22 protein-coding genes and 2 pseudogenes are annotated in these 26573 nt (G+C 68.1%); 13 read left to right on the plus strand and 11 right to left on the minus strand.

Annotated elements, in window-relative coordinates:
- The 3 genes from ACIBJF_RS39255 to ACIBJF_RS39265 form a co-directional block, all read right to left on the minus strand.
- A partial coding sequence (locus ACIBJF_RS39255; RefSeq protein ID WP_399181270.1) for an ISAs1 family transposase occupies positions 1 to 543 on the minus strand: 543 nt, incomplete at its 3' end.
- 156 nt (positions 544 to 699) lie between these two features.
- Complete coding sequence (locus ACIBJF_RS39260; RefSeq protein WP_399181272.1) at positions 700 to 987, minus strand: transposase family protein; 288 nt, start codon at positions 985 to 987, stop codon at positions 700 to 702.
- A gap of 552 nt (positions 988 to 1539) precedes the next feature.
- A complete protein-coding gene (locus ACIBJF_RS39265) occupies positions 1540 to 2733 on the minus strand; it encodes a PucR family transcriptional regulator (protein ID WP_399181274.1) in 1194 nt (397 codons plus the stop codon).
- A gap of 297 nt (positions 2734 to 3030) precedes the next feature.
- Here ACIBJF_RS39265 and ACIBJF_RS39270 point away from each other — a divergent pair, with 297 nt between their 5' ends.
- The 4 genes from ACIBJF_RS39270 to ACIBJF_RS39285 all read left to right on the plus strand — a co-directional run bounded on the left by ACIBJF_RS39270 (position 3031) and on the right by ACIBJF_RS39285 (position 7665).
- Positions 3031 to 4719 (plus strand): alpha-keto acid decarboxylase family protein, encoded by a 1689-nt coding sequence (locus ACIBJF_RS39270; RefSeq protein ID WP_399181276.1) that lies wholly within the window; start codon positions 3031 to 3033, stop codon positions 4717 to 4719.
- Between the two features lie 129 nt (positions 4720 to 4848).
- Positions 4849 to 5994: an aromatic acid exporter family protein gene (locus ACIBJF_RS39275; protein ID WP_399181278.1), complete on the plus strand. Its 1146-nt coding sequence runs from the start codon at positions 4849 to 4851 to the stop codon at positions 5992 to 5994.
- 181 nt (positions 5995 to 6175) lie between these two features.
- The gene (locus ACIBJF_RS39280; RefSeq protein ID WP_399181280.1) at positions 6176 to 6976 is read left to right on the plus strand and encodes an alpha/beta fold hydrolase; all 801 of its coding nucleotides are present in this window, start codon (positions 6176 to 6178) and stop codon (positions 6974 to 6976) included.
- Between the two features lie 32 nt (positions 6977 to 7008).
- Positions 7009 to 7665 carry a LuxR C-terminal-related transcriptional regulator gene (locus tag ACIBJF_RS39285; protein WP_399181282.1) on the plus strand — a complete coding sequence of 219 codons (657 nt, stop codon included), beginning with the start codon at positions 7009 to 7011 and terminating at the stop codon, positions 7663 to 7665.
- Positions 7666 to 7726: 61 nt separating this feature from the next.
- On the opposite strand, the gene ACIBJF_RS39290 is transcribed toward ACIBJF_RS39285, so the two are convergent.
- Positions 7727 to 9457 carry a YhgE/Pip domain-containing protein gene (locus tag ACIBJF_RS39290; RefSeq protein WP_399181284.1) on the minus strand — a complete coding sequence of 577 codons (1731 nt, stop codon included), beginning with the start codon at positions 9455 to 9457 and terminating at the stop codon, positions 7727 to 7729.
- Between the two features lie 398 nt (positions 9458 to 9855).
- On the minus strand, positions 9856 to 10890 hold the full coding sequence (locus ACIBJF_RS39295; protein WP_399181324.1) for an Lrp/AsnC family transcriptional regulator: 1035 nt from the start codon (positions 10888 to 10890) through the stop codon (positions 9856 to 9858).
- A gap of 111 nt (positions 10891 to 11001) precedes the next feature.
- Here ACIBJF_RS39295 and ACIBJF_RS39300 point away from each other — a divergent pair.
- Positions 11002 to 12161: pseudogene (locus tag ACIBJF_RS39300) on the plus strand (alpha-hydroxy-acid oxidizing protein).
- A 555-nt stretch (positions 12162 to 12716) separates the two neighbouring features.
- Positions 12717 to 14810, plus strand: coding sequence for a SpoIIE family protein phosphatase (locus ACIBJF_RS39305; protein WP_399181285.1), 2094 nt, complete (start codon positions 12717 to 12719; stop codon positions 14808 to 14810).
- Between the two features lie 346 nt (positions 14811 to 15156).
- On the opposite strand, the gene ACIBJF_RS39310 is transcribed toward ACIBJF_RS39305, so the two are convergent.
- Complete coding sequence (locus ACIBJF_RS39310; protein ID WP_399181287.1) at positions 15157 to 15978, minus strand: IclR family transcriptional regulator; 822 nt, start codon at positions 15976 to 15978, stop codon at positions 15157 to 15159.
- Between the two features lie 100 nt (positions 15979 to 16078).
- Between ACIBJF_RS39310 and ACIBJF_RS39315 the strand changes: the two genes are divergently transcribed.
- The 3 genes from ACIBJF_RS39315 to ACIBJF_RS39325 are packed head-to-tail and all read left to right on the plus strand — an operon-like array spanning position 16079 to position 18948.
- Positions 16079 to 17275 (plus strand): CaiB/BaiF CoA transferase family protein, encoded by a 1197-nt coding sequence (locus tag ACIBJF_RS39315; protein WP_399181289.1) that lies wholly within the window; start codon positions 16079 to 16081, stop codon positions 17273 to 17275.
- Positions 17272 to 18036: an enoyl-CoA hydratase/isomerase family protein gene (locus tag ACIBJF_RS39320; protein WP_351606400.1), complete on the plus strand. Its 765-nt coding sequence runs from the start codon at positions 17272 to 17274 to the stop codon at positions 18034 to 18036. The genes ACIBJF_RS39315 and ACIBJF_RS39320 overlap by 4 nt, the downstream gene beginning before the upstream one ends.
- A 15-nt stretch (positions 18037 to 18051) precedes the next feature.
- Positions 18052 to 18948: a bile acid:sodium symporter family protein gene (locus ACIBJF_RS39325; RefSeq protein ID WP_399181291.1), complete on the plus strand. Its 897-nt coding sequence runs from the start codon at positions 18052 to 18054 to the stop codon at positions 18946 to 18948.
- 363 nt (positions 18949 to 19311) lie between these two features.
- Here the strand turns inward: ACIBJF_RS39325 and ACIBJF_RS39330 are convergent, their stop codons facing one another.
- Together ACIBJF_RS39330 and ACIBJF_RS39335 are read right to left on the minus strand one after the other, a co-directional pair.
- Positions 19312 to 19770 (minus strand): helix-turn-helix domain-containing protein, encoded by a 459-nt coding sequence (locus ACIBJF_RS39330; protein ID WP_351606392.1) that lies wholly within the window; start codon positions 19768 to 19770, stop codon positions 19312 to 19314.
- Positions 19771 to 20134: 364 nt separating this feature from the next.
- The gene (locus tag ACIBJF_RS39335) at positions 20135 to 20725 is read right to left on the minus strand and encodes a TetR/AcrR family transcriptional regulator (protein ID WP_399181292.1); all 591 of its coding nucleotides are present in this window, start codon (positions 20723 to 20725) and stop codon (positions 20135 to 20137) included.
- 166 nt (positions 20726 to 20891) lie between these two features.
- On the opposite strand from ACIBJF_RS39335, the gene ACIBJF_RS39340 reads away from it, so the two are divergent.
- The 4 genes from ACIBJF_RS39340 (at position 20892) to ACIBJF_RS39355 (ending at position 24219) form a co-directional block, all read left to right on the plus strand.
- Positions 20892 to 21521: an isochorismatase family cysteine hydrolase gene (locus ACIBJF_RS39340; RefSeq protein WP_399181294.1), complete on the plus strand. Its 630-nt coding sequence runs from the start codon at positions 20892 to 20894 to the stop codon at positions 21519 to 21521.
- Between the two features lie 95 nt (positions 21522 to 21616).
- Positions 21617 to 22885: an MFS transporter gene (locus ACIBJF_RS39345; RefSeq protein WP_399181296.1), complete on the plus strand. Its 1269-nt coding sequence runs from the start codon at positions 21617 to 21619 to the stop codon at positions 22883 to 22885.
- 151 nt (positions 22886 to 23036) lie between these two features.
- Positions 23037 to 23732, plus strand: coding sequence for an SDR family oxidoreductase (locus ACIBJF_RS39350; RefSeq protein WP_399181297.1), 696 nt, complete (start codon positions 23037 to 23039; stop codon positions 23730 to 23732).
- 178 nt (positions 23733 to 23910) lie between these two features.
- Complete coding sequence (locus ACIBJF_RS39355; protein ID WP_399181299.1) at positions 23911 to 24219, plus strand: putative quinol monooxygenase; 309 nt, start codon at positions 23911 to 23913, stop codon at positions 24217 to 24219.
- Positions 24220 to 24356: 137 nt separating this feature from the next.
- Here ACIBJF_RS39355 and ACIBJF_RS39360 read toward each other — a convergent pair.
- The 3 genes and pseudogenes from ACIBJF_RS39360 to ACIBJF_RS39370 form a co-directional block, all read right to left on the minus strand.
- Positions 24357 to 24823: pseudogene (locus tag ACIBJF_RS39360) on the minus strand (NAD(P)-dependent oxidoreductase); the annotation flags it as partial.
- A 367-nt stretch (positions 24824 to 25190) separates the two neighbouring features.
- Positions 25191 to 25613: a VOC family protein gene (locus tag ACIBJF_RS39365; protein ID WP_351606378.1), complete on the minus strand. Its 423-nt coding sequence runs from the start codon at positions 25611 to 25613 to the stop codon at positions 25191 to 25193.
- Positions 25614 to 25691: 78 nt separating this feature from the next.
- Positions 25692 to 26534, minus strand: a complete 843-nt coding sequence (locus ACIBJF_RS39370) for an NmrA family NAD(P)-binding protein (RefSeq protein ID WP_399181301.1) — start codon at positions 26532 to 26534, stop codon at positions 25692 to 25694.
- Positions 26535 to 26573: the final 39 nt, after the last annotated feature.

Here is a 26573-nt window from a genome sequence, read left to right on the forward strand (position 1 = left end):
GGAGTGCAGCGCGTCGAAGGTGACCACGTCTCCGTCCAGGTCGAGCGGTGCAAGCAGGGGCTGGAAGTGCCGTGTCTCGTTGGTCTTGGACCCAACCTCAGCCTGGGCGAGGGTGACCGGGCAGCCGTGGGTGACGGCGGACAGCAGGTGCCGGCGGGGCTGGTCCAGGCGGGCGGAGCCCCGCAGTGCCTTGCCGTCCACGGCGATCACCCGTCGCCTGCCCGGGGCTGCGGCGGTATGGCGGTGAGCCAACCAGGCGCCCACGGCCGCATCGAGCGCGTCGGTGTCGAGACGCTCGAGGACCCTCCCGATCGCCGACCTGGACGGCGCATGCCGCCAGCGCAGCAGGTGACGGCGCACGCCGAGCGCGGCGAGCAGCCCTGCGTCGGCGCGGGCGCCCCACTCGGCGAGTTCGTCGATGGTCCGGGCTCCCGAGACCGCGGCGGCCGCGCAGACCAGCAGGATCGAGGTCAGCGAGTACCAGCGGCCCCGCCGGGAGCGAGGATCGGGCACCGCCTCCAGGAAGAACCGCAGGTCAGACATGTCGTCCGGATTGAACGGACCCAACTTGGCCAACACGGCAGGGATCGGGGAAGATGAGACAGCGGACACGGGAACCCTCTTGATCACTTGGCTTAGACACCTGAATGATCACGGATCCCGTGTCCGCTCTGTCATCCACCCCAACCCGCGGCATCCTCACGCCAGTTGGGCGATCCCGGGAACTTGCGCAAGCCCTGGCTCGCGGCACCACCAGCGCCGCTTGTGCCACAAGAACTCCAGCCCGCGCTCGCCATAAGGGAGATCACGGGGTCGGGTGGTGGCGGAGCCTTTCACCCGGGACGAGAAGACCCCGCAGGCCGGACAGGCCCGGGCCGAGGCATCCGCCGTGACCAGATGGACCCGGCGCCCACCGTCCTCGCACCGCTCGACCCGCATGACGGACACCCCGTCGAGGTCCAACAGCAACGTCGTATCGTTGACCAAGCCCGTGGCTCCCCAGTGATCCTTCTGCGTAGAGAACAGAAATGATCACCCGGGACCACGGGCGTCCTACATCCAGGGCCGACAACCACCCCACTCATCGCAGACCGTGACGGACAGTCAGCGGCCACCGACCCTGCACCGCTCAACTTCGAAGACCCGCCATACCGTCTCCGCGTCGTCGAGGTCCACACCATTTCCAATGGTTGGCCGCCCTCGCCGGACTGCGGGGCGATTGCCTGCATTTGCCAATCTAGGCTTGCGTGACCGCGACGCACCGAAGCTCGACTACAAATTCTCGTAGGGCTTACGCCAATCGGCATGGAGTCGCATTCCGGTCAGAGTGCTACCGCGACCGGGCGCGGGCGAGGCTGTTCGGCTCGATGGAACATTCGTGCCGACCCGCCGTTGACCCTCGCCGTGATTGTCGTGAGCGTTCCCTGCGGGCATTACGTACCTGCTATCAGGTCGGCACCTATGCGCTCGGTCCGCCCGCATGCCTCGGTCCACATGCGGCGCACACCCCACGGCAGACAAGGGTGAAGGAATCCTCCGTCACGTCTGATAGAGACGGAGCGCGACCAGGGACGCGACGAGTCCGTCGCCGCTGCGCGGATCGAATCCGGTGAGTTCGTGCCACCGGCCGAGCCGGTAAGCCAGCGAGTTCGGGTGCAGGTGCAACCCGCGGGCCGCGGCGGCCACCGACAGGCCGTGGTCTGCGAATGCGACCACGGCCTGGGCCAGGTGGGGGTCCGTGCGCGCCGTGGCCACGGCCTTGGTGAACAGCGGAGCCAAGCGGGTGGCCTGCCCGCCGAGGCCGGCGGCGAGCCAGGCGTCGGCGAAGTACACGACACGGCACTGTTCGCCCGTCCGGGACAGCGCCTGGGTCGCGTCGGTGATGCTGTCCGCCGCCCCGGCCAGGCCGGGGCGGGACAGGCCGACGCCGATCGCGGTGGCGTCCCGCCGCGGCGGGATGGCCGCGGCGGCTGCGGCCACGGCGCCCGGGTCGTGCCGCTGACCCAGGACCAGGAGCCGGGCGCCGGCGGTGGCGCAGTGGAGTTCGCCGGTCAGGGCGGTCAGCCGAAGGCGCAGCTGTTCGGTGCGGTCGTCCTGCCAGTCCTCGGCGGGCAGGCACAGCGCCTGGAACTCGCCGTCGACTCGGTAGCCGAGCGCTTGGGCCAGGGGGGCCGCCGCCTCCACCTGGACGGGGTCGGCGGTGAGCGCGGCGAACAGCCGGTGGGCGAGGGTGACCCGGGTGACCTGAGCGCGCCGGACTTCCTCGCCGTAGGCCTCGGATGCGTTGCCGGTGAGGACCCGGATCCAGGTCCAGATGAGCGTGACCAGATGCGTCAGGTCGCCGACGTGCTCGGGGTGGTCGGCCGTGACCCGCTGCAGGATCAAATTCCACGCCTCGCGAAAGGTGACGTGATAGGCCCCGAGCATGAGTTCGATGGGCAGGCCCTGCTCGGCGCGCCGCCGCCCCAGCTCCCGGGCGTGGGCAATCTGCTCCTCCCCCGGCGGCCGCTGCTCGGCGATTCCGGCGAACAGCATGCGGCCCTGGTACAGCACGAAGTCCCGGTGTTCCTCCGTAGGCACGACGGCGTAGTCGGGGATCTCGGCCCGGATTCGCCGGACGACCTCGAGACTGATCACCGGCAGGTCGTCGGTGATGTGCGCGCAGATCTGAGCAACGGCGTTCCGGGCCGCGCCCGAGAGGGGCGTCGACAGTGCCGGGTTCTCGGATTCCACGAACTCGACCCTAGCATTTCTGGCTTTTCACCGTAGATCCAGAGCACTGGGTGGTGAAAATCTCAAATCTCGGACGGAAGATCGGCCGGCGGGGGGTGCGGACGCGGGCAACCGTGAGATCGAAGGGTGAGCGGCGAACGGTTGGCCCGACAGCGCCCCGGGCTCGTGGATTCCACAAATCCTGGCTCAGCATCTCCAGGTTTTCGCCGTAGTTTTGTCCGTTACGCAGTGAAATGCTCGAACCGTTAGCGAAAAACCAATGGAACAGGCACATCTGCCGGAAACCGAGGTCCAGACATGACAGGCGACTACACCGTTGGCGACCACCTTCTTGCCAGGCTCGACGAGATCGGTGTCCAGCACGTGTTCGGCGTGCCGGGCGACTACAACATGGCCTTCCTCGATCGCATCGTCGAGCACGACCGCATCAGCTGGGTCGGCAACGTCAACGAGCTCAACGCCGCCTACGCAGCCGACGGCTACGCCCGCGTCAACGGGGCCGGTGCCCTGCTGACCACCTACGGTGTGGGCGAACTCAGCGCGATCAACGGGATCGCCGGCGCCTACGCCGAATACGTCCCGGTCATCCACATCGTGGGCGCACCGCCCACGGCGGCGCAACAGGCCGGCGCGCTGCTCCACCACACCCTCGGTGACGGCGACTACCGGCACTTCGCCCGGGCACACGCCGAGGTCACCGTGGCCCAGGCCTACCTGAGCGCGGGCAACGCGACCGCCGAGATCGACCGGGTGCTGGCCACCAGCCAACGGGAACGGCGTCCCGGCTACCTCGTACTGCCCACCGACGTGGCCGCGAGCCCGGCCGAGCCGCCGACGCAGCCGCTTCTCGTACCCGCGCCGGAGGCTTCGGCCCGGGTGCTGGAGGAGTTCACCGACGCCGCACGCACCATGCTGGCCGAGGCCGACACACTGGGTCTTCTCGCCGACTTCCTGGCCGACCGGTTCGGTGTCCGGGCCGAGGTGGCCGAGCTGGTCGCTGCCGGCCGGATCCCGAACGCGACGCTGTCCATGGGCAAAAGCGTGCTCGACGAGAGCGCCCCCTTTTTCACCGGCACCTACTGCGGCGCCGCCAGCGACAAGCGGGTGCTCGCCGCCATCGAGCAGGCCGACGTACTGCTGTCGGTCGGTGTGCGGTTCAGCGACAGCACCACTGCATTCAGCCACCGTATCGACGCGGAGCGGACCATCGACATACAGCCCTGCGCCACCCACGTCGGCGACCGGGTGTTCGCTCCCCTGCCGATGCGCGACGCCGTGCGTGCGCTGACCGGGGTGCTGGCCGAGTCGGGCCGGTCGTGGGCGCGCCCGGATCTTCCGCCGGCCTCAGCCGATGACCTGGCCGACGAGACGCCCTCCGACAGCGCGGAAGCCTTGCGTCACGCGACGTTCTGGCCGACGATCCAGAGCTTCCTGAGGCCGGGCGACATAGTGGTCGCCGAGCTGGGCACCTCGCTCTTCGGAGCGCAGGCGATGCGGCTGCCGGCCGGGGCGACTTTCATCGGCCAACCGTTGTGGGCCTCCATCGGGTACACCCTCCCGGCGACCCTCGGCGCACAGCTCGCGGCGCCCGGGCGGCGCACGATCCTGCTCATCGGGGACGGCTCCGCACAGGTGACCGCTCAGGAGCTCGGCACCCATCTGCGGGAAGGCTGCACGCCGATCGTGCTGCTGATCAACAACGGCCGCTACACCATCGAGAACGTACTCCACGGTGGGGAGCGTCGCTACAACGACATTCCCCGATGGAACTGGAGCCTGCTCCCGGCGGCCATGGGAGGCGAGTCGGCGGCCACCATGCGGGCGAGTACACCGGCCGAGCTGAGCGCGGCACTGGCCAGCGCCGCCGATCCGGCCGACCTGGTGCTGCTGGAGGCCGTACTGCCCCCGTCGGACGTTCCGGAGGTGCTCGTGCGGGCCACGGAGCAGTCGCTCGCCGCTGCCCAGGATGCCGACGCGGCCCGCTGAACACCAATGACACCCGGACCGACCATCGAGACACCCCATCGGCGGAACAGCACTATGGATCCTTTTCTCCCCGGCACGCGGCATGGAAGCACGGCGGTAATGCCGCGGGCCTGGACGGCCGCGCTGCGAATGATCAGTACGGTCCGTGCGAGAGAGAGTGAGTACGTCCTGCGCCATGGCGTGAAGAGCCTGGTCGCAGCGGTGTTCGCGTGGCAGCTCATCGCCTTGTGGCTACCGGGGCAGCAACAGTTCCTCGGCGTCGGCACGGCGTTGGTCATGGCCAATGCGTCCACGGTGTACAGCTCGGTGGTCCATGCCGCGCGCCGGGTGGCGATCCAGGTGTCAGGTGTCTCCCTGGCTGTCGCCGCCGCCTGGTTGCTGGGGGCCACCGCCGGAGCCATCGTGGCCGTCCTGATCGTGGTGCTGCTCACCGGTGGACGTCGTAACGGTGAGGACCGGCTTCAAGTCGCTTCGACTGCGGTGATCAGCCTGACGGCCGCCGCAGCGGCTCCGGTCGGGCATGTGGTCGTCCCCGCGGTCTCCACCCTTGCAGGCGCCACGGTGGGAGTCGCGGTCAATGCCTTGGTCTTCCCACCGACGTATCTCAGCCAGTCCGACGCCGCCGTGCGCGGCCTGGCCCGCTGCACGGGCACGTTGCTGCGGGACATGGGCCGTGACGTGAGGGAAGGACGGTCTGCGAGTCACGCGCACCTCTGGCTGGAGAGGGCACGAGAGCTGGAGCGGCAGGTCTCGGACGCTCGCGACGAGGTGCAGAAGGCTGCTGAGAGCCTGCGCTGGAACGCCCGCGCAGCCGCGCACCGACAGCACATGTCCGCAGTCTACGAATACGCCTTCGAAGTTCTCCACAGGGCGTCGTTCCAGGTGCGAGGCATCGCCAGGACTCTGGCCGACAACCTCGACCAGGACGGCACCGACCACGGCCTGAAGCAGGGATTCGCAGTGCGATACGGGGAGGCACTCGAGTTGGCAGGGCAGGTCTTCATCACATATGCCGCTCTCGGTGTGGCGGCCGACGCACGTCAGGGCGATGCCCGGAGGCAGTTGCGCACAGTGATCGATCGCATGCTGACCTGGCATACGACGGTGACCGATCTGCTCGAGCGCGGCGCACTGACCGATCTGAACGCATGGCAGGTCTACGGTTCGCTCGTCGCCGACGTGGAGCGACTCCTCACTGACCTGGACGGCATCGAGCCACCCGAAGTAGCAGGTGCGGCTGAAGTTGTCAGCGTTCGTGGCGTACTGAGTCGATGATCCGATCGAGCATATGTCTCGAACGTCTGTCGTGAACATCTGTCGTGACACACGGAGAGTAGACATGTCACGTGAGCCGAGAGCGAGGCGCGCAATGTCAGCCGCTGGGTCAACCGATGGCGTCGAAGCCTGGTGGTCAGGAGGCGAGTACGTCTCTCTCCGCCTGCGCGGCGTCGAGCACATGATCTTCGTACGCCGGATGGGCAGCGGGCCCCCGCTGACACTCCTGCACGGATACCCGGCTTCGTCCCACCAGTGGGCCAAGATCGCGCCCGAGCTGGCCCGCAACCATACCCTGGTGATGCCGGACTTCCTCGGCTTCGGCGCGTCCGCCAAGCCGCACGAGCACGATTACTCCCTGATGGAGCAGGCCGATCTGGTGGAGGCACTGTGGGCGCACGACGGCTTGAGTGCCACCCGGGTCGTCGCTCATGACTACGGCAGCTCGGTCGGGCAGGAGCTGCTCGCACGACGTTCGGAGGGCTCGCTGTCTGTGGCCCTGGTCGACATGACTCTGATGAACGGCGGCATCTACCCCGAACTGCACCGGCGTACCGACGCGCAAAGCCGGCTCCTGGACCCCCAGTTCGGCCCCGTGCTGAGCGCGCAGGTCGACCAGGACGGATTCATCACCGACCTCGCCGTCACGTTCGCACCCGCCTACGACGCGCTGACCGACAGCGTGGATATGTGGCGGACGTACAGCCGTGACGACGGACACATGAACTCCCATCTGCTGCTGCGCTATGTCCGCGATCGGGAGACGTACCGCGATCGCTGGGTCGAGGCGCTCGAGGGGACAGACCTTCCGCTTCAGTTCGTGTGGGGTCTTCAGGACCCGGTCTCCGGCGCGCACATCGCCGAGCGGATCCGCGACAGCGTGCCCGGGGCACGGCTGCTCGAGCTGCCGGACGTGGGCCATTGGCCGTCGCTGGAGGCGCCGGAGCGAGTGATCTCGGCACATGAAGACAAGCGCTATTGATCGCGTATCGCGTTGTAGGAGGCGACTGGTCCATGATCAATGAACCGGAGGAATGGACCGACCTCCGACAGGAGATGGCGGTCTGGCGGAACCGGTTCCTGCGGCTGCTCGACCGGTCGCCGGCACCCACTGCGATCAGCCAGCCCGATGGATTGCTGATGATCACCAATCCCGCATTTTCTGCCCTGTGGGGCCTGACGCCGGGACATATGCGTGATCTCAACCTGCTCGATCTGCTGGTCTCCCCGGACGAGGAGTCACTGCTCAAGATCTCGGAGGGGCTTCGATTCGGGCGTCGTTTCCGCTACCCGATTCGAGTCGAGTGGGACGCCGTGGGCATGACGAGAACCGGCCGACTCACCGTGGAACCGGTCAGCGACGAAGTCATCACTCCGACGCTGCTCATGGTGTTCCTGCACGTCGACCCGATGGCACACGGGGCAGAACCAAATCTGGTGCAGGAGTTGTCACCGAAAGAAGAACGCATCCTGGCGTTGGTCGCGTCCGGAGCCACCTCCGCGTTGATCGCCCGGGCGGTCGGCCTCACGGCGGACGGCGTCAACTACCATCTCTCCCGGATGTGCCGCCTGCTGAAAGTGCCGAACAGGACCGCACTGGTCGCCCAGGCGTATGTCCTCGGAATTCTGAGCCCGACGTCCTGGCCCCCCGGCTCCGAAGAAGGCAAGTGACGTCGGGCGAGCCCCGCCCACTCTGACCGGGCGAAACGGCGGAGGCGCGGACCACCGCTCGTCATGCCGGAACCGTCCCGCTCAGTCCGCTCAGTACGACGTCGTGGCATCGAGACCTGTCGCCGATCTGAACGATGGCGGCGTGGGGCTGGTGGTCGTCCGCCGTAGCAAGAAGGAGGCAGGCTCCGGATGCCGGCGCATCAATTTCGTAAGAGCCATCGGATTGCGTGCCGATCTGGCCCAGTTGGCTCCCATTCAGCGAGAGAAGGGTGATGGCGGCCAGGGACACAACGTCTCCGTAAGAGTTCCGTACCCGGCCGAAGACGCGGGGTGCTGCCTGCGAGGGAGCGGTCGACTCGGTGGCGTTGCGCCGGTCGGGCGCAGCGGCTCTGGGAGCGGGCCTTCCACCGGATTCGTGCTGCGTACCGCCGGCTGTGGCCGCGAGGGAGACCGTGGAGCGGAAGTGTGCATGTGCGGCGGTGATCTGATGGCTCGTGAGCCGCTGGTGACCGCCGTGATCACGGATCCACGCGACGATCAGGCCCAGGGCCAGGCCGACGAAACACCCCAAGGCGATCATGATCCAGCCACGCGTCAGGCCGGCATCGCCCCGGGCGTCGAAGTAGAGGATTGCGCGAACGCCGTCGTCGATCTGCCGCATGGGTTCGAACCCGGCGAGCCACCGGTAGGGGCTGGGAACGGTCTGGAGGGGGAAGCTCCCCCCGGACGAGGGCACCGCCAAGGCGACGAAGAAGAGCATGCCCACCAGCGACCCAAGTCCTCCGACCAGCGAAATGATGGTTTGAGCGGTCACCCCGACGGCGATCGAGGCGCATACGGAGTAGATCCATAGCTGACCGAAGTGGGGTGTATCCATGTGAAGGGCGAATTTACACGTGAGCAAAATTGCTGTCGCGGTGACCGGTGACAGGACGGCCGACATGGCGGTCTTGGCCACCAGTGTTTGGGTGCGGGTGATCGGGACCGGCAGCTTGCTGGACCAGCGACGTCCGCGCTCGGCTGACTGATATCCCAGAGCGAAATCGACCGAGCTGCTGACGACGCCCGCACCCAGATAGGCACCAAGAGTGAGGACGAGGCTGACGTAAAAAGCGCTGAGGCCGAATCCGGAATGGTTGCCGAGAGGGCGATGCTCGCTCGTGTGCAACGTGACGGGGTCGGCCAGCAATATCTTCTCGGCGGTCGGGATCGCCCGGCGGCTCGTGTGGTGCGCGGGCTCCATGTGCGCAGCCAGCGTCGCGGCGATACGACTCGATACGGTGTGGCTCGTTCGCTCTCCGACGGCTTGAACCGAGGAGGTGGCCACACTGCCGGAACGGGGGTTGGCGAGCAGGTGGACACTCGGCTGCCGCGGAGCCGTCCCATGGGGCGCGACGGGGCCGGTCAAGGACAGGACGCCGCTGCTGAAATCAGCCGGAATGATCAAGGCGCCGTAGACTGCGTCTTTGTCCATCTCGGCTTCTGCCCCGCGCAGACTCAGCGTCCGCCATTCCACGCGTTGACGGGAATCCGACGCGGTCGTGATGCCCCGGACGATCTGCGGACCGAGGTGCACCTTCCGGCCGTCGACGTGCACCGCCTGGTCCTCGTCGACGATCGCGATCGGGAGGTGGTGGAGGTTGCCCGTGGGGTTGATGATGCCTCCGATGTAGGACAGCGACACCACCACGCTGACCGCGATCATGACGAGCGTCGGGAAGAACCAGAGGTTCGGCTGGCGTAGCAGGTACCGGGCGGTGGCCTTCGGCGCACCGGGAACATTCATCGTCATGGGTGTCGGATGCCTTTCAGGTTCCGGGTGGAGCTGCGGACAGGCCCTGGTTGACGGTCTGCGGCTGGGTTTACGGCGCGGCCTGAGCGACGTCCGTGCGAGCCGATCCTGTGCGGATGTGGCGCGCGCGGTGTGCACGCCTTCCGATGCGGACCGTCTGCGCCAATGCCGCGCAGCGACTCGATACGGATGGGGCCCGGATTTCGATGATGACGTGGGACGGCGCCCGATTCGCCGGCACGGCCTACAGGAATTCGTAGTCGAGGGCGTGGAGCGGTCTGCCGCCGCGTTCCCCGGCAGCTGCTCCTCGGGGGCACGGCAGGCGCCGCGTCCGGTCGGAGAGGGCGCGGAACGGGAGCGTGGAGTCCGGTGTGGTGGACCTCTGCGACGACGTGGCGTCAGTTCTGTGGTTCGGCCCAGATGTCGGGCGTGACGACGCCCGTGGAGCGGCCGTAGGGGTCGAGCAGGCGGCCGAGGAGCTTGTCGTGGCGCAGGGTGATCACACGGTCGACGATGTCGAGGCCGGGGTGGGTGGTGGCGAGCTGGGTCTCCAGGCGCAGGGCGTCGTCCACGGAGTGCAGGCTGGCCTGCACGATGAGGTTGTGGGGGCCGGTGACGGCGGCGCAGTTGCGTGTTTCGGGCAGGCGGATCAGGGCGTGTCCGACGGGGGGCAGGTCGGCGGGCGGCACCTTGGCCCAGAAGGTGATGGCGACGGGCCAGCCCCCGAGGGGGCGGGCGAAGTCACAACGGAAACGCAGGACGTCGAGCCGGGTCAGTTGCTCGACGCGGCGCTTGGCGGTGGACAGGCTGACGCCCAGGTCAGTGGACAGGGCCTGGTAGGAGGCGCGGCCATCGTGTGCCAGGCGGGCGAGAAGAGCGCGGTCGAAGGCAGTGATGTCTCCGCCGCCGTGCCGGGCCGGCTGGGGCGCGGCCGGTGCGGTGAGCTGCGCGCGTTGGTCGGGAGCGAGGGCCGCGATGCGCCATCGGCCGCCCTCGGTGAACATGTGGGTGACGATCCGGACGTCGACGGCGGTGATGCCGGGAACGTGCGGGAGCAGGTCGAGGGTGTAGCGGGACAGTGCGGGAAGGTCGCTGGTGGCGACGGTGGCGAGGATGTCGTGGCCACCGGCGGAGCGTTCGATGGTGAGCATGTGCGGATGACCGCTGAGGGCCTGGGCGACGGAGGCGGTCGCGCCGGGGGCACAGTCGATCTGGGCGAAGGAGAGGCACATCTGGTCGAACATGCGCGGGCCGGGTGACAAGCCGACCCAGGCCATGCCGTGCTCAGCGAGGCGGTTGAAGCGACGGGCGACGGTGACCGGATCCACCCCGAGGACCCGGCCGAGCTCGGACCACGAGGCTCTCGGCCGGAGTTGCAGCGCGTGGATCAGCGCGAGGTCGTCCTCGCTCAGCAGCTTGCCATCTTCCTGCATCAGCACTGGCCTCATGGCGAGAATCCTGCGTTCTCCTTCTTCCTGCTGACCAGTCTCGCACTGTGGGTCGATGAGCTCGCATCTGGCGGGCGGGAGCGGGAGGACCGGATCATGGCGTTCGCCGACTATCAGAACGAGATCTACTTCGCCGGTCTGCACGGGGTGGTACCACGCCTGCCGATGACCTACGCCGACCTTGAACCGCCGGCCCAAGCCGCGATGACCCCGTCGGTGCGGTCCTACGTCGCCGGCGGCGCAGGGGACGAGCACACCCAGCGGGCCAATGTCACCGCCTTCGAGCAATGGGGTCTGGTCCCGCGCATGCTGGTCGGAGCGAAGGAACGGGACTTGTCGGTCGACCTGTTCGGCATGCGCCTGCCCTCGCCGCTCTTCATGGCCCCGATCGGCGTGATCGGGCTGTGCGCCCAGGACGGCCACGGCGATCTCGCCACCGCCCGCGCCGCTGCCCGCACCGGCGTGCGATGATCGCTTCCACCCTGATCGTAGACCCGATGGAACAGGTGACCGCGGAGTTCGGCGGCACGCCCGGCTTCTTCCAGCTCTACACCCCCACCGACTGGGATCTGGCGGAAAGCCTGGTCCACCGTGCCGAGAAGGCCGGGTTCAAGGGCATCGTGGTCACTCTGGACACCTGGATCACCGGCTGGCGCCCCCGCGACCTGGCCGTCAGCAATTTCCCTCAGCTGCGCGGAAATTGCCTGGCCAATTACACCAGTGACCCGGTCTTCCGCTCCTGGCTCGCCCGCAGCCCGGAGGACGACCCGCAGGCCGCGGTCGCCGAGTGGGTGCGGATCTTCGGCAACCCCCTCACCTGGGACGACCTGCCCTGGCTGCGCTCGATCACCGACCTGCCGCTGATCCTCAAGGGCATCTGCCACCCCGATGACGCCCGCAGCGCCAGGGACGCGGGTGTGGACGGCATCTACTGCTCCAACCACGGCGGACGCCAGGCCAACGGCGGCCTGCCGGCCCTCGACGCCCTGCCGGAGGTGGTCGCGGCCGCCGACGACATGCCCGTTCTGTTCGACTCGGGCATCCGCACGGGAGCCGACGTCGTCAAGGCCATCGCCCTGGGCGCCACAGCCGTAGGCGTCGGCCGGCCCTACGCGTACGGCCTGGCCCTGGATGGCGCCGACGGCATCGTCCACGTGCTGCGTTCCCTGCTTGCCGAAGCCGATCTCGTCATGGCCGTCGACGGCTACCCCACCCTCGCCGACCTCACGCCCGACACACTCCGCCGCATCCGCTGACAGGATTTCCGGGCACTGCCCGCCACGGTCGTGCAGGGCCGCCCGCGGCGGATGACGCCGTCAGCCGTCACGACACCATGACGACATCACGCCCGGGCCAGGGCACAAAGCTGGTGGGCCAGGTCGCGTACCTGCTTCGCACCGAGCGCCACCACGAACCGCACCCGACCTGTGCCCCGCGCCAGAACGTCTGCTGTGGCTGTGCACCCGCCTGGTGCAGCGTCGCCACCCCGTAGGCGCGCAGGGAACTGCCTCGCCATAAGCACCACGGAGGGTGGGAGGCGGGCCGTCCCTCGCTGGCTGTGCGTCCGGTGTGCGACCCCAACTCGGCAGTCCGTGTCGAGACCATCCGCCGTCATCTGATCGTGGGCCTTCTGCGGCTGGGTGATGTCGCGCCCGACCGGCAACGCCCCGCCTCCCTTCACTCTGGTGAGCCAGAGCGCTCGACAACAGCGGGCCGAGGCCGCACGGCGGCAGCACGTCCGACAACTCTCGCAATGTGAGGGAGCGCCACACAGACGCCAGGAGCAGGCTGGATGGTGGAGGTGGGTTGCCATGGCGCAAGACGAAGCCATCTCGCCCGTCGAGGGTGCCCCGGTACTGGAAGCACTGTTCCACCAGTCCCCTACAGGGCTGCTGATCCTGGACACGGAGCTGCGAATCCTACGGATCAACATCACCAGGCCGGTTCTGCACGCCGCGCCCCCTGAACAGATCATGGGCCGACACGTCACCGAGGTGTATGACCTTTCCGCGCCCGGTGAGGTGGAGGCGATGCTGCACAGCGTGCTGGAGGGCGGCGCACCCGCGCGGGGGCGACTCGTGGGGGTGCGTCCGAAGGGCGGCGCGCCGGGGCCGGAGTACCTGTTCTCCGTCTCGGCATCTCGCCTGGAGGACTCACAGGGGAGGATCTTGGGGCTGCTGACGGAGATGCTCGACGTCACCGAACGCGAAAAGGTGGACGCCCGCCTGCGTGTCCTCGGCTCCGTGCGCGAGCACGTGGGACAGACCCTTGACGTGGTGGCCACTTGTGAGGAACTGGTGCAGGCAGTGGTGCCGGACCTCGCTGACATCGCCGTGGTGGAAGTCGTGGACGCAGTGGTACGTGGCGAGGAACCTCCGCTTAGCCCCCTGGGACCGGAGGTACCCCTGCGCCGTGCCGCCTACGGCCATAGGGGCGGCGGGGAGCAGATTCAGGCGCATCCCGTGGGCGACGTGCGCGCTCTGCCGCTTCCGACGCCTTACGCCCAGACGCTGACCGACCTCAAGCCCCGCCTCGTTGCCCTGTCACCCGACACGCCCTGGCTGGCAGCGGACCCGCCACGCGCCGAGGCGATTCGTGCATCCGGTGCCCGCCTTCTCATCACAGCACCCTTGACGCTGCGGGGAACCGTGCTCGGGCTGCTGAGCCTGTACCGCACCGACCAGGCCGACGTCTACGACGAGGACGATGTCACCCTCGCCCGCGCAGTGGCCACTCACACCGCGCTGTGCATCGACAACGCCCGCCGCTACACCCGCGAACACGCCATCGCCTCGACCATCCAGCGCCACCTGCTGCCTCCACACTCTGCGCCCCGGACCACCGTTGATACAGCGCACGTGCAAGTGCCCGCCGAGGTGGGAGGAGGCGGCGGGTTCGACACTTTCGCCCTGTCCGGCGCCCGCACCGCACTGGTGGTCGGCGAAGTCGCCGGCCAAGGCATCCACGCGGCCACCACCATGGGACAGATACGGACCGCCACCCACTCCCTGGCCGCACTCGACCTGGAGCCCGACGAACTACTCGCCCGCCTCAACGACACCGCCATCAGCCTGGCCCAGGAACGCGCAGCCCTGCCGCCCGGCGACCCCATGCCGCTCACGGGAAGCTGGGCGTACGCGGTCTACGACCCGCTCGCCCAGACCTGCACCATCGCCCTGGCCGGCCATCCTCCACCCGTCATCGCCCATCCCGACGGGACCACCGAGATTCCCGACCTGCCCGCCGGACCTCCTCTGGGCACCGCCGAGGGACCCCCCTTCGCCGCCACCACAATCTCCGTCGCCGACGGCAGCGTCCTCGCCTTCTACACCGCGTCACTGCTGCACACCTCACCGTCTCCGGGCACCCTCCAACGGGTGCTGGCCCACCCTGAGCGGCCCCTGCAGGATCTGTGCGATGACGTGCTCTACCGGCTGCGGAACGACTTCCCCCACGGCGACGTCATCCTCCTCCTCGCCCGCACCCACCCGTTCCCCGCCGACCAGGTCGCCACGTGGCATCTCGACCACCACCCCAAAGCCGTCGCCACGGCCCGCACCCACGCCCGCCACCAGCTCATCCTTTGGGGAGTCGATGAGGAGACCGCCTACACCACCGAAATGATCGTCAGCGAACTGGTCACCAACGCCGTCCGCTACGGCACCCCGCCTGTCCGGTTGCAGCTCATCAAGGACCGCACCCTCACCTGCGAGGTCCACGACGGCAATTCCCTCGCGCCACGGCTACGCCACGCGAAAACCATCGACGAAGGCGGGCGCGGCTTGTTCATCATCGCCCAACTCGCACAGAACTGGGGCGTCCGCTACACACTCGACGGCAAGACCGTCTGGGCCGAGCAGACCCTCCCGCCCGCAACCACAGCCCGCCCCCAACAGCGGGCATAGGTTTGTCACGACACGCATCACTCCGCGCCCGCCCGGAGTTCCCGCCGGACCGCGCCATTGAGATGCCGGGCTACCCGCACCCGCCAGCCCACCTGCCAACGGCTACTCCAGCCTGGGGCCGGGCCTATTACGAGCTGCGGGGCCTGGCGAACGGCATGTGGCTGAGGAACGACACGAGCAACGGTCCGTTCGGTCCCCGCACAGTCCCAGATTCATCTACGGCCTGCGCGCAGAGCTTGCCAAAGTCGTCACCGAACTCCTCGACGCCTTGGGCCTGCCGACTGGCCCGGGCCGGCGCGTTGCGCCGGCGAAGCACAGGGGCAGGGTCAGGCCGCGCAGGAAGGCGTCAGCGACGAGGTCCGCCGCTTGTGGGATCCCCCGCGGGAACTGGTGGGCGATGCTGTTCCGCCATGGGATTGTTTTCGGGGTCCTGCCCATACCACAGGGACGTTACGCGCGCGGCGGCGTCGCGGACCAGGATGCCGTACTGATCGCGGAGTGCGTCGGAGAGCCGGTAGGTCGGCACAGAGATGCTGAGGGATGCGGCCGGCACCCCGGTCGGATCTAGGATCGCCGCAGCGACGGCGCTCACATCGTCGCGCCACATCCCGGTGTTGATGGCGTAACCGCGCTTGCGGACCGTGGCGAGAGTGGCACCCAGTGCCTCGGCATCCGTCACGGTCTGCCCGGTGTACTTGGTCAGCGGGTGGCGGGTGATCGCGTCCGCCGGCAGGTGGGCGAGGATCGCCAGCCCGGAGGCCGACGCGTGGAGGGGAGCGCGACCGCCGACCCAGGAGACGTTGCGGACGGTGTGCGTGCTGTCGATCTTGTCCAGCAGGATCACGCTGTCACCGTCCACGATCGTCAGGTGGATCGTTTCGCGGGTCTGCCGGGCGAGGTCCGCCATCGCGGGCGCTGCGGCCTCACGGAGTAGGCGCTCGTGGCGCAGTACGTGCCCGGCCAACTTCAGGGGCCTGGCCGTCAGTATCCACCGTGTGTGGCCGCTGCTGTCCAACGGGCGGATCCACCCCACCTCGGCCAGCGTGGTCAGACTCCGCTGCACGGTGCTCTTGGGCAGATCCAGCTCCCGTGCCAGTGCGCCCACACCGACCGGCTGAGCCTCGGCGAGCGCTTCGAGCACGGAGAAAGTCGTGAAAACGCTGCGCATCCGTTGACGCCTCCTGACTGCCCACCTACTTTTGTGTCGCATAGTAGCACAGGCGTGCCGTAATGCGGCACAAATTCACGGCGAGTCCTCAGGAGATGCGATGGCGGGTCCCCTCGACGGCGTGCGGGTTCTGGATGTCAGCCAAGTGATGGCTGGTGCCTATTGCGCGGCGCTCCTCGCCGACCTGGGCGCCGATGTGATCAAAGTCGAACGTCCGGTCGGCGACGAGCTACGTGGCTGGGGAGCCGACTTCCCCGGCGGCCAGTCGCCGGCATACATGGCGGTGAATCGGAACAAGCGCGGGATCGCCCTGGACTTGCGGGACGAGCGGGGAGCCGCCGCGCTGCGCAGACTCAGCGCGGGAGTCGACGTCCTCGTCGAGAACTTCAGGCCGGGCGCCATGGAGCGGCTCGGCTGCGACTATCCCAGACTCGCCACACGGAACCCGGCGCTGGTCTACTGCTCGATCTCGGGATTCGGCCAGGACGGCCCGCTGGCCGGCCGGGGCGGGTACGACCTCGTCGCCCAGGGCATGTCCGGGATCATGAGCGTCACCGGGGAGCCCGGTGGCGCGCTGGTCAAGGCGGGCGTGCCGATCTGTGACCTCACCGCGGGGCTCCTGGCCGCCAACGGTGTGCTCGCCGCCTATGTCCACCGTCTGCGTACCGGCGAGGGACAGTACGTGGACACATCTCTGCTGGAGGCCGGTATCTCCCTGATGGTCTGGGAGAGCGCCGTCCTGTTCGCCACCGGGCAGGTAGCCGGCCCGCTCGGCTCGCAGATGCGGCTCGCGGCCCCCTACGAGGCGTTCCGGACTGCCGACGGCTGGCTGACCGTCGGCACACCCAATCAGCGGATGTGGGAACATCTCGTGGAGGCCTTGGCATGGCCGGGGCTGGGGACGGATCCGCGGTTTACCGATCCGATGTCCCGCATGACCAACCGCCCGTCGCTGACCGAGGAACTACAGAAGAGGTTCCTGCAGCACACCACCGAGCAGTGGATGGACATCCTCCTCCCGCACGGCATCCCCGCCGGACCTGTGTACGACATCGCTCAGGTCTATTCCGACCCCCAGGTCCGGGCCAGGCGGATGCTCGTCGAGGTGGGACACCCCACGGCGGGGTTGGTGAAGCACATCGGCGTGCCCGTCAAGTTCTCCCGCACTCCGGCCGTCATCGATCGTCCGGCCCCGCTGCTGGGCGAGCACACCACCGACGTGCTGACCGAAGCCGGCTTCGGCCCATCCGAGATCGAGACCCTGCTCGCCGCGGGCGTGGCCAAGGAGGAGAAGTGAGCGCAGTCCAGCTGAGGCACCACACCCCGCACATCGTGGTGATCACGCTCAGCAATCCGCCCGTCAACACGCTCTCTTGGGAGAGTCGGGCGCACCTGAAGACGGCCATCGACCGGCTGGAGGAAGAGCCGGAGATTCGTGCGGTCGTCCTCACCGGGGCCGGAGGTGTGTTCACCGCAGGCGCGGACCTGGCCCAGGACCAGCGGATGACCCGGACCGAACTGCCCGCTCTCGTGGCGGACTTCGAGCGGATCGTCGACGGCCTGGAGAGGTTCCGCGCTCCAGTGATCGCCGCGGTCAACGGCCCGGCCGTCGGCGGCGGGTTCGAGCTGGCTTTGGCCTGCGACATTCGTGTCGCGTCGAGCGAGGCGTCCTTCGTCGCGGCCGGTGTCAACGTGGGCCTGATGGCCAACTTCTGGCGCCTCGCCAGGATAGTGGGACTCGGACCGGCCAAGGAGATCCTCCTCACCGGCGAGCGCTACGGAGCCGAGCGGGCCGCGGCCTGGGGACTGGTCACCGAGGTATGCGCACCCGAGGCGCTCATGCACGTAGCGCTGGCGAAGGCGGAGCGGATCGCGACCCGCGCCCCCCTGTCGGTCGAGGCCACCAAGCGGTGCGTGAACGACGCCCTGGAGATGAGCCGGGACGAGGCGCACCGGCGACAGGTCGACGAGCTGGCCGAGTTGTTCATGAAGGACGACCACAAGGAGGCACTGCGTGCCTTCTTCGGCCGGTCGGTCGGCGAATACCACCGGCACTGATCCTGAGGAGTGACGTTGCACAGCTCTGTCCTGACCACCGTGCTGTTGCCGATCGCCCTGGCGGTCATCATGCTCGGCCTGGGTCTTTCTCTCGCCTTCGCCGACTTCGCCCGCGTGATCGGTGCGCCGCGCGCAGTGGGCACGGCACTGGCCTGCCAGCTGGTGTTGATGCCCGCGCTCTGTCTGGCGCTGCTTGCCCTGACCGGAGCCGACCCCGACACCGCGGTCGGGATGCTGCTCCTGGCCGCATCACCCGGCGGAACGCTCGCAGCCGTCTACAGCCACCTCGCCCGCGGTGACATCGCGCTGAACATCACCCTCACCGCGGTCAACTCGCTGATCTCCGTCGTCACACTGCCGCTCGTCATGTGGGGCGTGACCCGCCACTACGTCGGCCACGCCCACAACATCGGACTGCAACCGCAGGGCGTCGTCACGCTGATCGCCACCGTCGTGCTGCCGGTGGCTCTGGGAATGGCGCTGCGGCGCCTGCGCCCGGGCCTTGCGCGGACTCTCGGCCAGGCGGTACGGATCGTCTCGCTCATCGTGTTGGTGGTGGTCGTCGTCGGTGCGATCCTGCAGAACGCCGAGCAGCTGGGCCGGTCCCTCGGCTCCGTCCTTCCGCTCACGGCGGCGTTCAGCGTCCTGAACCTGGTCATCGGCTACTGGGTTCCCCGCCTGGCCCGCGTCGAGCGGCCCCAGGCAGTCGCCTCGTCGATGGAGATCGGCATCCATAACGGTGCGCTCGCCGTCACCATCGCCCTCAGCCCCGCATTGCTGAACATGCCGGGCGCCGCGGTGACACCCGCGATCTACAGTCTTGTCGCCTTCATCACCGCGGCGGTGGCAGCCTCCCTGCTCGCCCGGCGGTCCCGCACACTGCCCGTAATGGAACCGGCGAGCAGCACCTGACCGCCGCGTGAGGGCCGTGGAGGTGTGGTCCGGCGTAACGGTGGTGTTCTCCTGCATCAGGGACCGCCACTCGCCTCCGAACCGGGTGATCACGGCCCGTGGGCTTCCGGCGCATCGGGCAGTCTGTGGACCTGATCGACACGGGACGGTTCGGAGGAAGGCGCGCATCACTGGTCCGCGCGCGCCAGCTGGAACGTTGAAACTCCGCGCCATGGTCCGCCGGCGCGGAGTCACCGATCCCAAGTGCTTCCAAGCCGCAACCGTGAACAACGGCAGAATGGGGTTCCGCACCTCGGCCGCGACAGAGATCATTCCCTAACCACCTTGCAGCCGGGCAGAATTGGGCAACCAAGTCCTACGCCATCAGGCCCCGGGCCCCGTATTCATCACGAACGTCACGCCTTCGGCGGGCAACTCGTGGCCGTCGTCGTCGAGGAACCCGACCCGCACGGCCTGACCGGTGGAACGCATTCGCCGCAGAGAGGAGGGTCCAGACGGGCGAGGGCGGTGGTGGTCGCCCCACTGCTGGAGAGCCGCCAGCACGAGTTGCAGCTCCTGCCCAGCCGGAGTCAGGTGGTAGCTCAGCCGATGCCGACTGCCCGGCTCCTGGTACGTCCGCGTGCGCAACACACCGGCCTCGCTGAGAAGCTTGAGCCTGTCACTGAGCAGGTTCGGCGCGATGCCGAGGGACGACTGGATTTCGGCGAACCTGTGCTTGCCCGCGAAGATGTCGCGTAGGACCAGCAGAGTCCAACGCTCGCCAAGCACTTGCAGGCTGCGCTCGATGGAGCAGGCCGGCGAATCGTCCGTGGGACCGGACACCTTCCTCGTCGATGGCACTGCCACCCCACCTTCCACATCTCTGCCGGATCCTCACGCATGCCACGCGACCGCATGGCATGACCGAATTGTATACCTGAGTATCAGATCACTATCCAGTGTGCCGCTTGAGTGTCCAGAACAACCACTGGCCTGAGACCGGCGTGACGGCGGGACGACGCGCAGGGTGAGTCCGGCTCCGCCCGCACAATGATCGCGGCCCACGCGGCCGGTGGCCGCCTCCCCCGCGGGACCGGGGGCGCCCCGCTGCCGTCACCGAGCGGGACACCTCACCACATACGGAACGTCGCTCGTAACGCGCACGGCATCGACGCCGCGCGTCGGGGCAAGCCCACCGGCACACGCGTCAGACGGCAGGGGACGAGGTCCGTGACCCGCCGTTCTTGAGTAGGCCGGCTACTGTCGCGAGCAGTTCGTCGGAGAGGTTCTTGTCGGCCACGGCCCTGGACATGAGCGTGGCGCCGACCAGGGCACTGAGGGTGAGCATCGCCTCGGCCTGGGCCTCCTCCGAGTCTTCGCTGAGGCCGGCGAGCAGATCCAGGTACGTGCGGACCTGCTTCTCGTAGGCCTCTTTGAAGTGCTGGTCGCCGCGTCCGGCGGCGGCGCCGAGCGTGACCAGGGCGCAGCCGGTGGCCGGCGCGTCGCGGTGCTGCTTCCCGAGGTAGGCGTCGATGAGACCGGCCCTCGGCTCTCGTTCATTCTTCCGCGCGGCTCTCTCCATTTTCGCCGAGCCCTCGGCCAGGGCCACGGCCGCAGCCTGGGAGATCAGGTCGTCCCGGGATGCGAAGTGTTTGTAGAAGCCGCCGTGTGTCAGCCCCGCCTCCTTCATCAGGTCCGCGATGCCGGGGCGCGTGACGCCCTCCGCGCGGATCTTGCGGGCTGCGATACGCAGGACCCGCTCGCGGGACGCCGCCTTCTCCTTCTGCGAGTGCCCCATGTCGGGTCTTCCTTTCGAGGGAGCGGCTTGCCGCCCACCGGATGGATGACGTCCATCATACACATGAAGTGAATCCTGACTATGAGCTGCTGATACTTGACTTCGAGGATGATGCTAGTAATCCTGAATCTAGATGTTATTCATCATCCAAATTCGAGGAGGAGCCGTGACCGACACCTACGACCCCAGCCGCACAGCCGTTCTGCTGGTCGACCCCTACAACGACTTCCTTTCCGAGGGCGGCAAGACCTGGCCGCGAGTGGAGCCCGTGGCGAAGGAGGTCGGTCTGCTGGACAACCTGCGTTCCGTGGTCGGCTCCGCCCGCGAGGCCGGCATGCGCGTGGTGTTCGTCCCGCACCGCCGCTGGCGGCCAGGCGACTACGAAACCTGGGACCACCCCAACCCCTCACAGCGCAAGATCCAGAAGGGGCACCACTTCGCCAGGGGATCCTGGGGCGGGGAGTTCCACCCTGACTTCCGGCCGCAGGCGGCAGATGTCGTCGTCGGGGAGCACTGGGGCTCAAGCGGGTTCGCCAACACCGACCTGGACTTCCAGCTCAAGCAGCACGGCATCACCCACGTGGCGGTCGTCGGCCTGCTGGCGGAAACCTGCGTCGAGGCCACGGCCCGTTTCGCCATGGAACTCGGCTACCACGTGACGCTGGTCCGGGATGCCACAGCGGCCCTCTCCCCCGAGCGAATGCATGCCGCACCCGAGCTGACCGGCCCCACCTACGCCCATGCCATCGTCACCACCGCAGAACTCGTCACCGCGTTCCAGGACGCACAGTCGTGAGCCTGATGCCGACCAGGCGACGGCCCGGTGAAGCCGACCCCCCTCGCCTTCCCGATACGCCCGCCCCTGCCCTCCTGGCTGTGCCAGGAGGCGCAATGACCGCACTGTCCACGACCTCGGGCGTGAAGCGCGGCACCATCACCGTCTTCGCCACCGCCACCGCCATCACCGTCTCCAACATCTACTTCACCCAGCCGCTTCTCGAATGGATCGCACAGGGGCTGGGCGTCTCCTCCGCTGCGGCGGGCATCGTCGCCACGGCGGGGCAGGTCGGCTACGCGCTGGGCATCGTCGTGATCGTCCCTCTCGCCGACCGCGCACGACTGCGCAGGATCTCGAGCGTTCTGCTCGCCATCACCGCACTGGCGCTGCTCGCAGGAGCACTGGCCCCCTCGATAGCGGTGCTGAGTACGGCGACCTTCGTCCTGTCGGTCACCACCGTGCTCCCGCAGCTCATCATGCCGACCGTCTCCTCGATGGCCGCGCGCGGCCAGGCGGGCCGGGCCCTGGGAGCCGTCGGTACCGGCCTGACCCTGGGAGCGCTGCTCTCCCGTACCGTCTCCGGGGCCCTCGCCGAAGCGACCGGGACGTGGCGCGCCGGCTACTTCGCCGCCGCGGCCGCCACCGCCCTGCTCTTGCTCGTCCTGCCCCGGTACATGCCGGAACAGAGCCCGCACGGCGGCCAGGACAGGATCGGCTACCTGAAGCTGCTGGCGTCCCTGCCGCGGCTCATCGTCGGGCATGCTTCCCTGCGCCTGTCCGCAGTCCTCGGCGCGACGGGATTCGCTGCCTTTTCCGCGTTCTGGGCGACGCTGGCCTTCCATCTGTCCCAGAAGCCCATCGAGCTCGGACCGGCCGCGGCAGGCCTTTTCGGTCTCGGCAGCGTGCCCGGCGCACTGGCCGCCCGCTACTCCGGTCGGCTCACCGACCGCTACGGCCCCGACACCGTCAACACCGTCGGCTTGGCGTCCGCTGGCATCGCCTTCGTCGTCTTCCTGTTCGCCGGCGACTCCGTGGTGGCCCTCGTGATCGGTTGCAACCTGCTTGGCTACGGCACCACCAGTGCGCAGATAGCCAACCAGACCCGGATCTTCACCGGGCCCGCCGCCCTACGCGCCAGGCTCAACACCGTCTACATCTTCGCCTTGTTCGCCAGCGGCGCGATCGGCTCCAGCATCGGCTTGGCGCTCCTCGAAGCACACGGCTGGACAGTGATGGTCTGGGAGGGGATGGCCTTCCTCGCCGTCGGAGCGCTGTCCCTGACGGTCCATTCCGTCAGGCAACGCCGCACATCCGGGGTGCAGAACTCCGTAGAAACAGGCCCGTGTGTCGCCGTCGGCCGCCCCGTCGGCAAGGGCGGCTGAAGCCCGTGGCGAAGGACGCCGGCCTGCTGGACAACCATCTCGCCGGACCGCGGGAAGCGTCCTTGACTTTAAGAAGAAAAGTCAGGTGGAATTGCTACCGCCGAAGCCAGACCTCGGCCCACGTGCAACACCGAACGGATAGGACATAGACATGCAGATTCAAGGCAAGGCCGCCTTGGTGACGGGCGCCAACCGGGGGATCGGCCAGGCGTTCGCCCGAGTGCTCGCCGAGCACGGCGCCACGGTCTACGCCGCCGCACGCCGCCCCGAACAGATCACCGATCCCGGGGTGGTGCCGATCCAACTGGACGTCACGGACCCTGCCACCATCGCCAGCGCGGTCGAGGGGATCGGCGACCTCTCCATCCTGGTCAACAACGCCGGCACCGCCTTCGCGGCGTCGCCGCTCACCGCGTCGCTGGACGACGCCAGGCGCGAGTTGGAGGTCAACTACCTCGGCACCTGGGCTGTGACCCAGGCCTTCGCTCCGACGCTGTCCCACAACGGCGGCGGCGCCGTCATCAACATGCTGTCCGCCGCATCCTGGCTGGCCCTGGAGCAGGCGCCCGGATATGCAGCGAGCAAGGCAGCGCAGTGGTCGCTGTCCAACGCGATGCGGTTGGCCCTGCGCTCGCAGGGCACCCGCGTGCTCGGTGTGCACGTCGGGTATGTCGACACCGACCTGTCCGCCAATGTCGACCAGCCCAAGATCAGTCCCGAGGAGGTCGCACGAGCCGCGATCAGGGGACTCCTCACCGGCCAGGAGGAAGTGCTCGTCGACGAATTCAGCCGCCAGATCAAGTCCGCGCTGCCCAACGACATCGCCGCGCTGTACTCGACCCGGTGACGGACGGCTGACTCACGAGCGACCTATGATCAAGGCTGTTGGCGGCGCCAACGGTTGTGGCACGCTACCGTGCCGCCACCAGTGGCGTAGCGGCCGGTGCGGTGCATCATGGGAGTGCGGCTTCACCCCGAATCCCACGTTCACGGCGCGGGAGACCGTCCCAAGAGGTTTTGCACGTATGCACGTTGTCATCGCCCGCCTGATCCCCGCGCCGGGCAAGACCCAAGAGGTGCTCGACGTGTACCGCGAGCTCGCCCCGCTGGTCCATCAGGAACCGGGATGCAAGCTCTTCGCACTACACACCGATGGCAAGGACGTCTTCATCGTCGAGCACTGGCTCACCTCCGAGGACTTCCAGGCGCACCTGGCCAGCTCGAATCTTCAGCGGATCAGGGACGCGACAAAGCCCCTACTGACCGAACCCAGCGAGATCTGGCCGGTGCAAAGCGTCCCCCTCGGCGACCCCGACAAGGGCGTGATCCACTAGCGACGCACTGTCTGAGCCGTCACAACAGCGTGTCGATGCAATACCGGCGCGAGACTCCATGCGGCCCCACATGGACCTCCTCGTGCACGGCCAGAACAAGTCTTCCACCAGATTCAGAGGCACCCGCCGGCTGTGGCTCAGTGCTGCGTTACAACGTTCTCCAGTGGCTCTCCGTCGGCGAAGCGGCCAATCTGGGAGCACAGCAGCCGCTTGACTCTCGGCAGGAAGGCGGAGGTCTTGTTGCCCATGTGGGGGCTGATGAGCGCCCCCGGAGCATGACATAGCGGGTGGCCCGCGGGCACCGGTTCGGGGTCGGTGACGTCTAGCGCGGCACGCAGCCGTCCAGCTTCGGCTCGATGAGCAACGCCTCGGTGTCGACGACGCGGCCGCGCGCGATGTTCACCAGCAGGCTGCCGTTCCACATGCGTGCCAGGAAAGCGGCGTCGACAAGGTGGATGGTGGCGTCCGTAAGGGGCGTGGCCAGGTTCACCGCGTCGGCGCGTGGGGGCAGGTCGGGTAGGTCAGCAAGGGCCTGAACGGGGCCCAGCGGTGCACTTCGAACGGTTCGTGCGACCCTCAGCACGTCGCACTCGAACGGCGTGAGTATCTGGACCACATCTCGCCCTACCTGACCGACCGCATCCGCCGCTTCGGCGAGTACTCCACCCACGTACTCGGCATCCCACCCGAGGCGTACGACCCGTCCCTAGATGTCGACTTCAGCCCGCTGCGCGGCGACGGTCCCGGCGCGAACGACTGTGGCCAGGCGGCCTGACCACGCCGCACCCGGCCACTTCTCCAGCGCCACGCTTACGCACGGTCACCAACACGGCCGGCCGACTGGATGTGCATCTCGCCGTACTCGCGTGGCCTTCGCAGCTGGGGCACTCGGAAGTGCAGCCGGAGGTCGAGCAAGTCGGCGTATTTCATCCGGCTGCACTTCTCGCACAAGGTGAGGAGGCAACTACCTGTCAGGCTGGGCGCTTTGGATTGATGGTCTTGTTGACGATCTCAAGTCGGTTGCCGTCGAGGTCAGTGACATTCGCGGCGTAGTATCCGGGGCCGAAGTGCGGACGCGGACCCGCTCCACCGTCATCCTGGCCGCCGGCGGCCAGGGCGGCAGAATACGCAGCGTCTACTTCGGCCGGACTGTCGGCGACGAGGCCGAGGTAGAGGCCGGTCTCACCTGGCTGCCGCTCACGCAGCCAGATGCTGGCACCGACAGCTTTACCCGATCCATAGACTTGATCGCAGAGTCCGAAGAGGCTGGGGACACCCGGAGTGTCCGATTCGTAGGAACCGATCTCTTTCCACCCAAGCGGCTTGAGCGCCGCGAGATAGAAGGCGCTTGAGCGCTTGAGATCGCTCACCGAGATGTACACGTGATCAATCATTGTGGTGTCTCCTTCGGATGTGTCCCGCAGTCAGCGGGCTTGCTTCGTCTCTCGTGCCACCGGGGCGGCGCCGGGCCCTTACGAGGTCCAGACGTGGGCGTTGCGCTCGGTGAACTCGCGGAACGTGGTGGCCGGCCGCCCCGTGACCTTCTCGATGTCGCCGGTGGGCGTGGCTCCGCTGCCCGCGATGATGGCGCCGGTGAGCCAGCGCATCATCACCGCGAAGTCGGCGGGGACACCCGCGGCGAGCGCACCGGAGATCCATGCCTCCTGGTCGATGTCGTGGTAGGCGACGGGGTGGCCACTCACGGCAGCGATAGTGCCCGCGACCTCGCGGAAGGTGAGGGCCTGCGGGCCGGTGAGCGAGTAGGTGGCGCCGGCGTGGGTTTCGGGTGCCAGCAGCGTCTCGGCCGCGACCGCCGCGATGTCGGCCGCATCGACGAAGGCCTCCCTGCCGCCGGCGCTCGGGGCCGTGATCACTCCGCCGATGACCGGGAGGTGGTCGTCGGCGAAGTTCTGCATCACCCATGCGGGGCGCAGGACCGTGTGGGTGATGCCGGGCCGGGAGGCCAGGTCGGCCTCGACGGCCGCGATGTCGATCCCGGCCGGCGCATGGTCGGCGTTGTGGACGCTCAGATAGGTGACGTGGCGCACGCCGGCCGCCTCGGCGAGGTCCAGGAAGGCGCCGACCTGGTCGGCGTAGCTGACTCGCATGGTAGGTGTCACCAGGTACAGGCGGTCGACGCCGGCCAGGGCGCCGGAGTGGGTGGCCGGGTCGTCCCAGTCGAACCGGACGTCCGCTCCGGTGCGTGCCGCGGTACGGGGAGCGACCCCTCGCTGGGCGAGGCCCTCGGCCAGCAGCGAACCAGTCCGGCCGGTGCCGCCCAGAACGAGTGCGGTGGGGCGTGTTTCGTTGTTCATGACTCCACGCTAGAAGTCCTGAGCAAGACACTCCATGCG

Origin of the sequence: Streptomyces sp. NPDC050743, assembly GCF_044456925.1 — a bacterium.
Classification (GTDB): Bacteria; Actinomycetota; Actinomycetes; order Streptomycetales; family Streptomycetaceae; genus Streptomyces.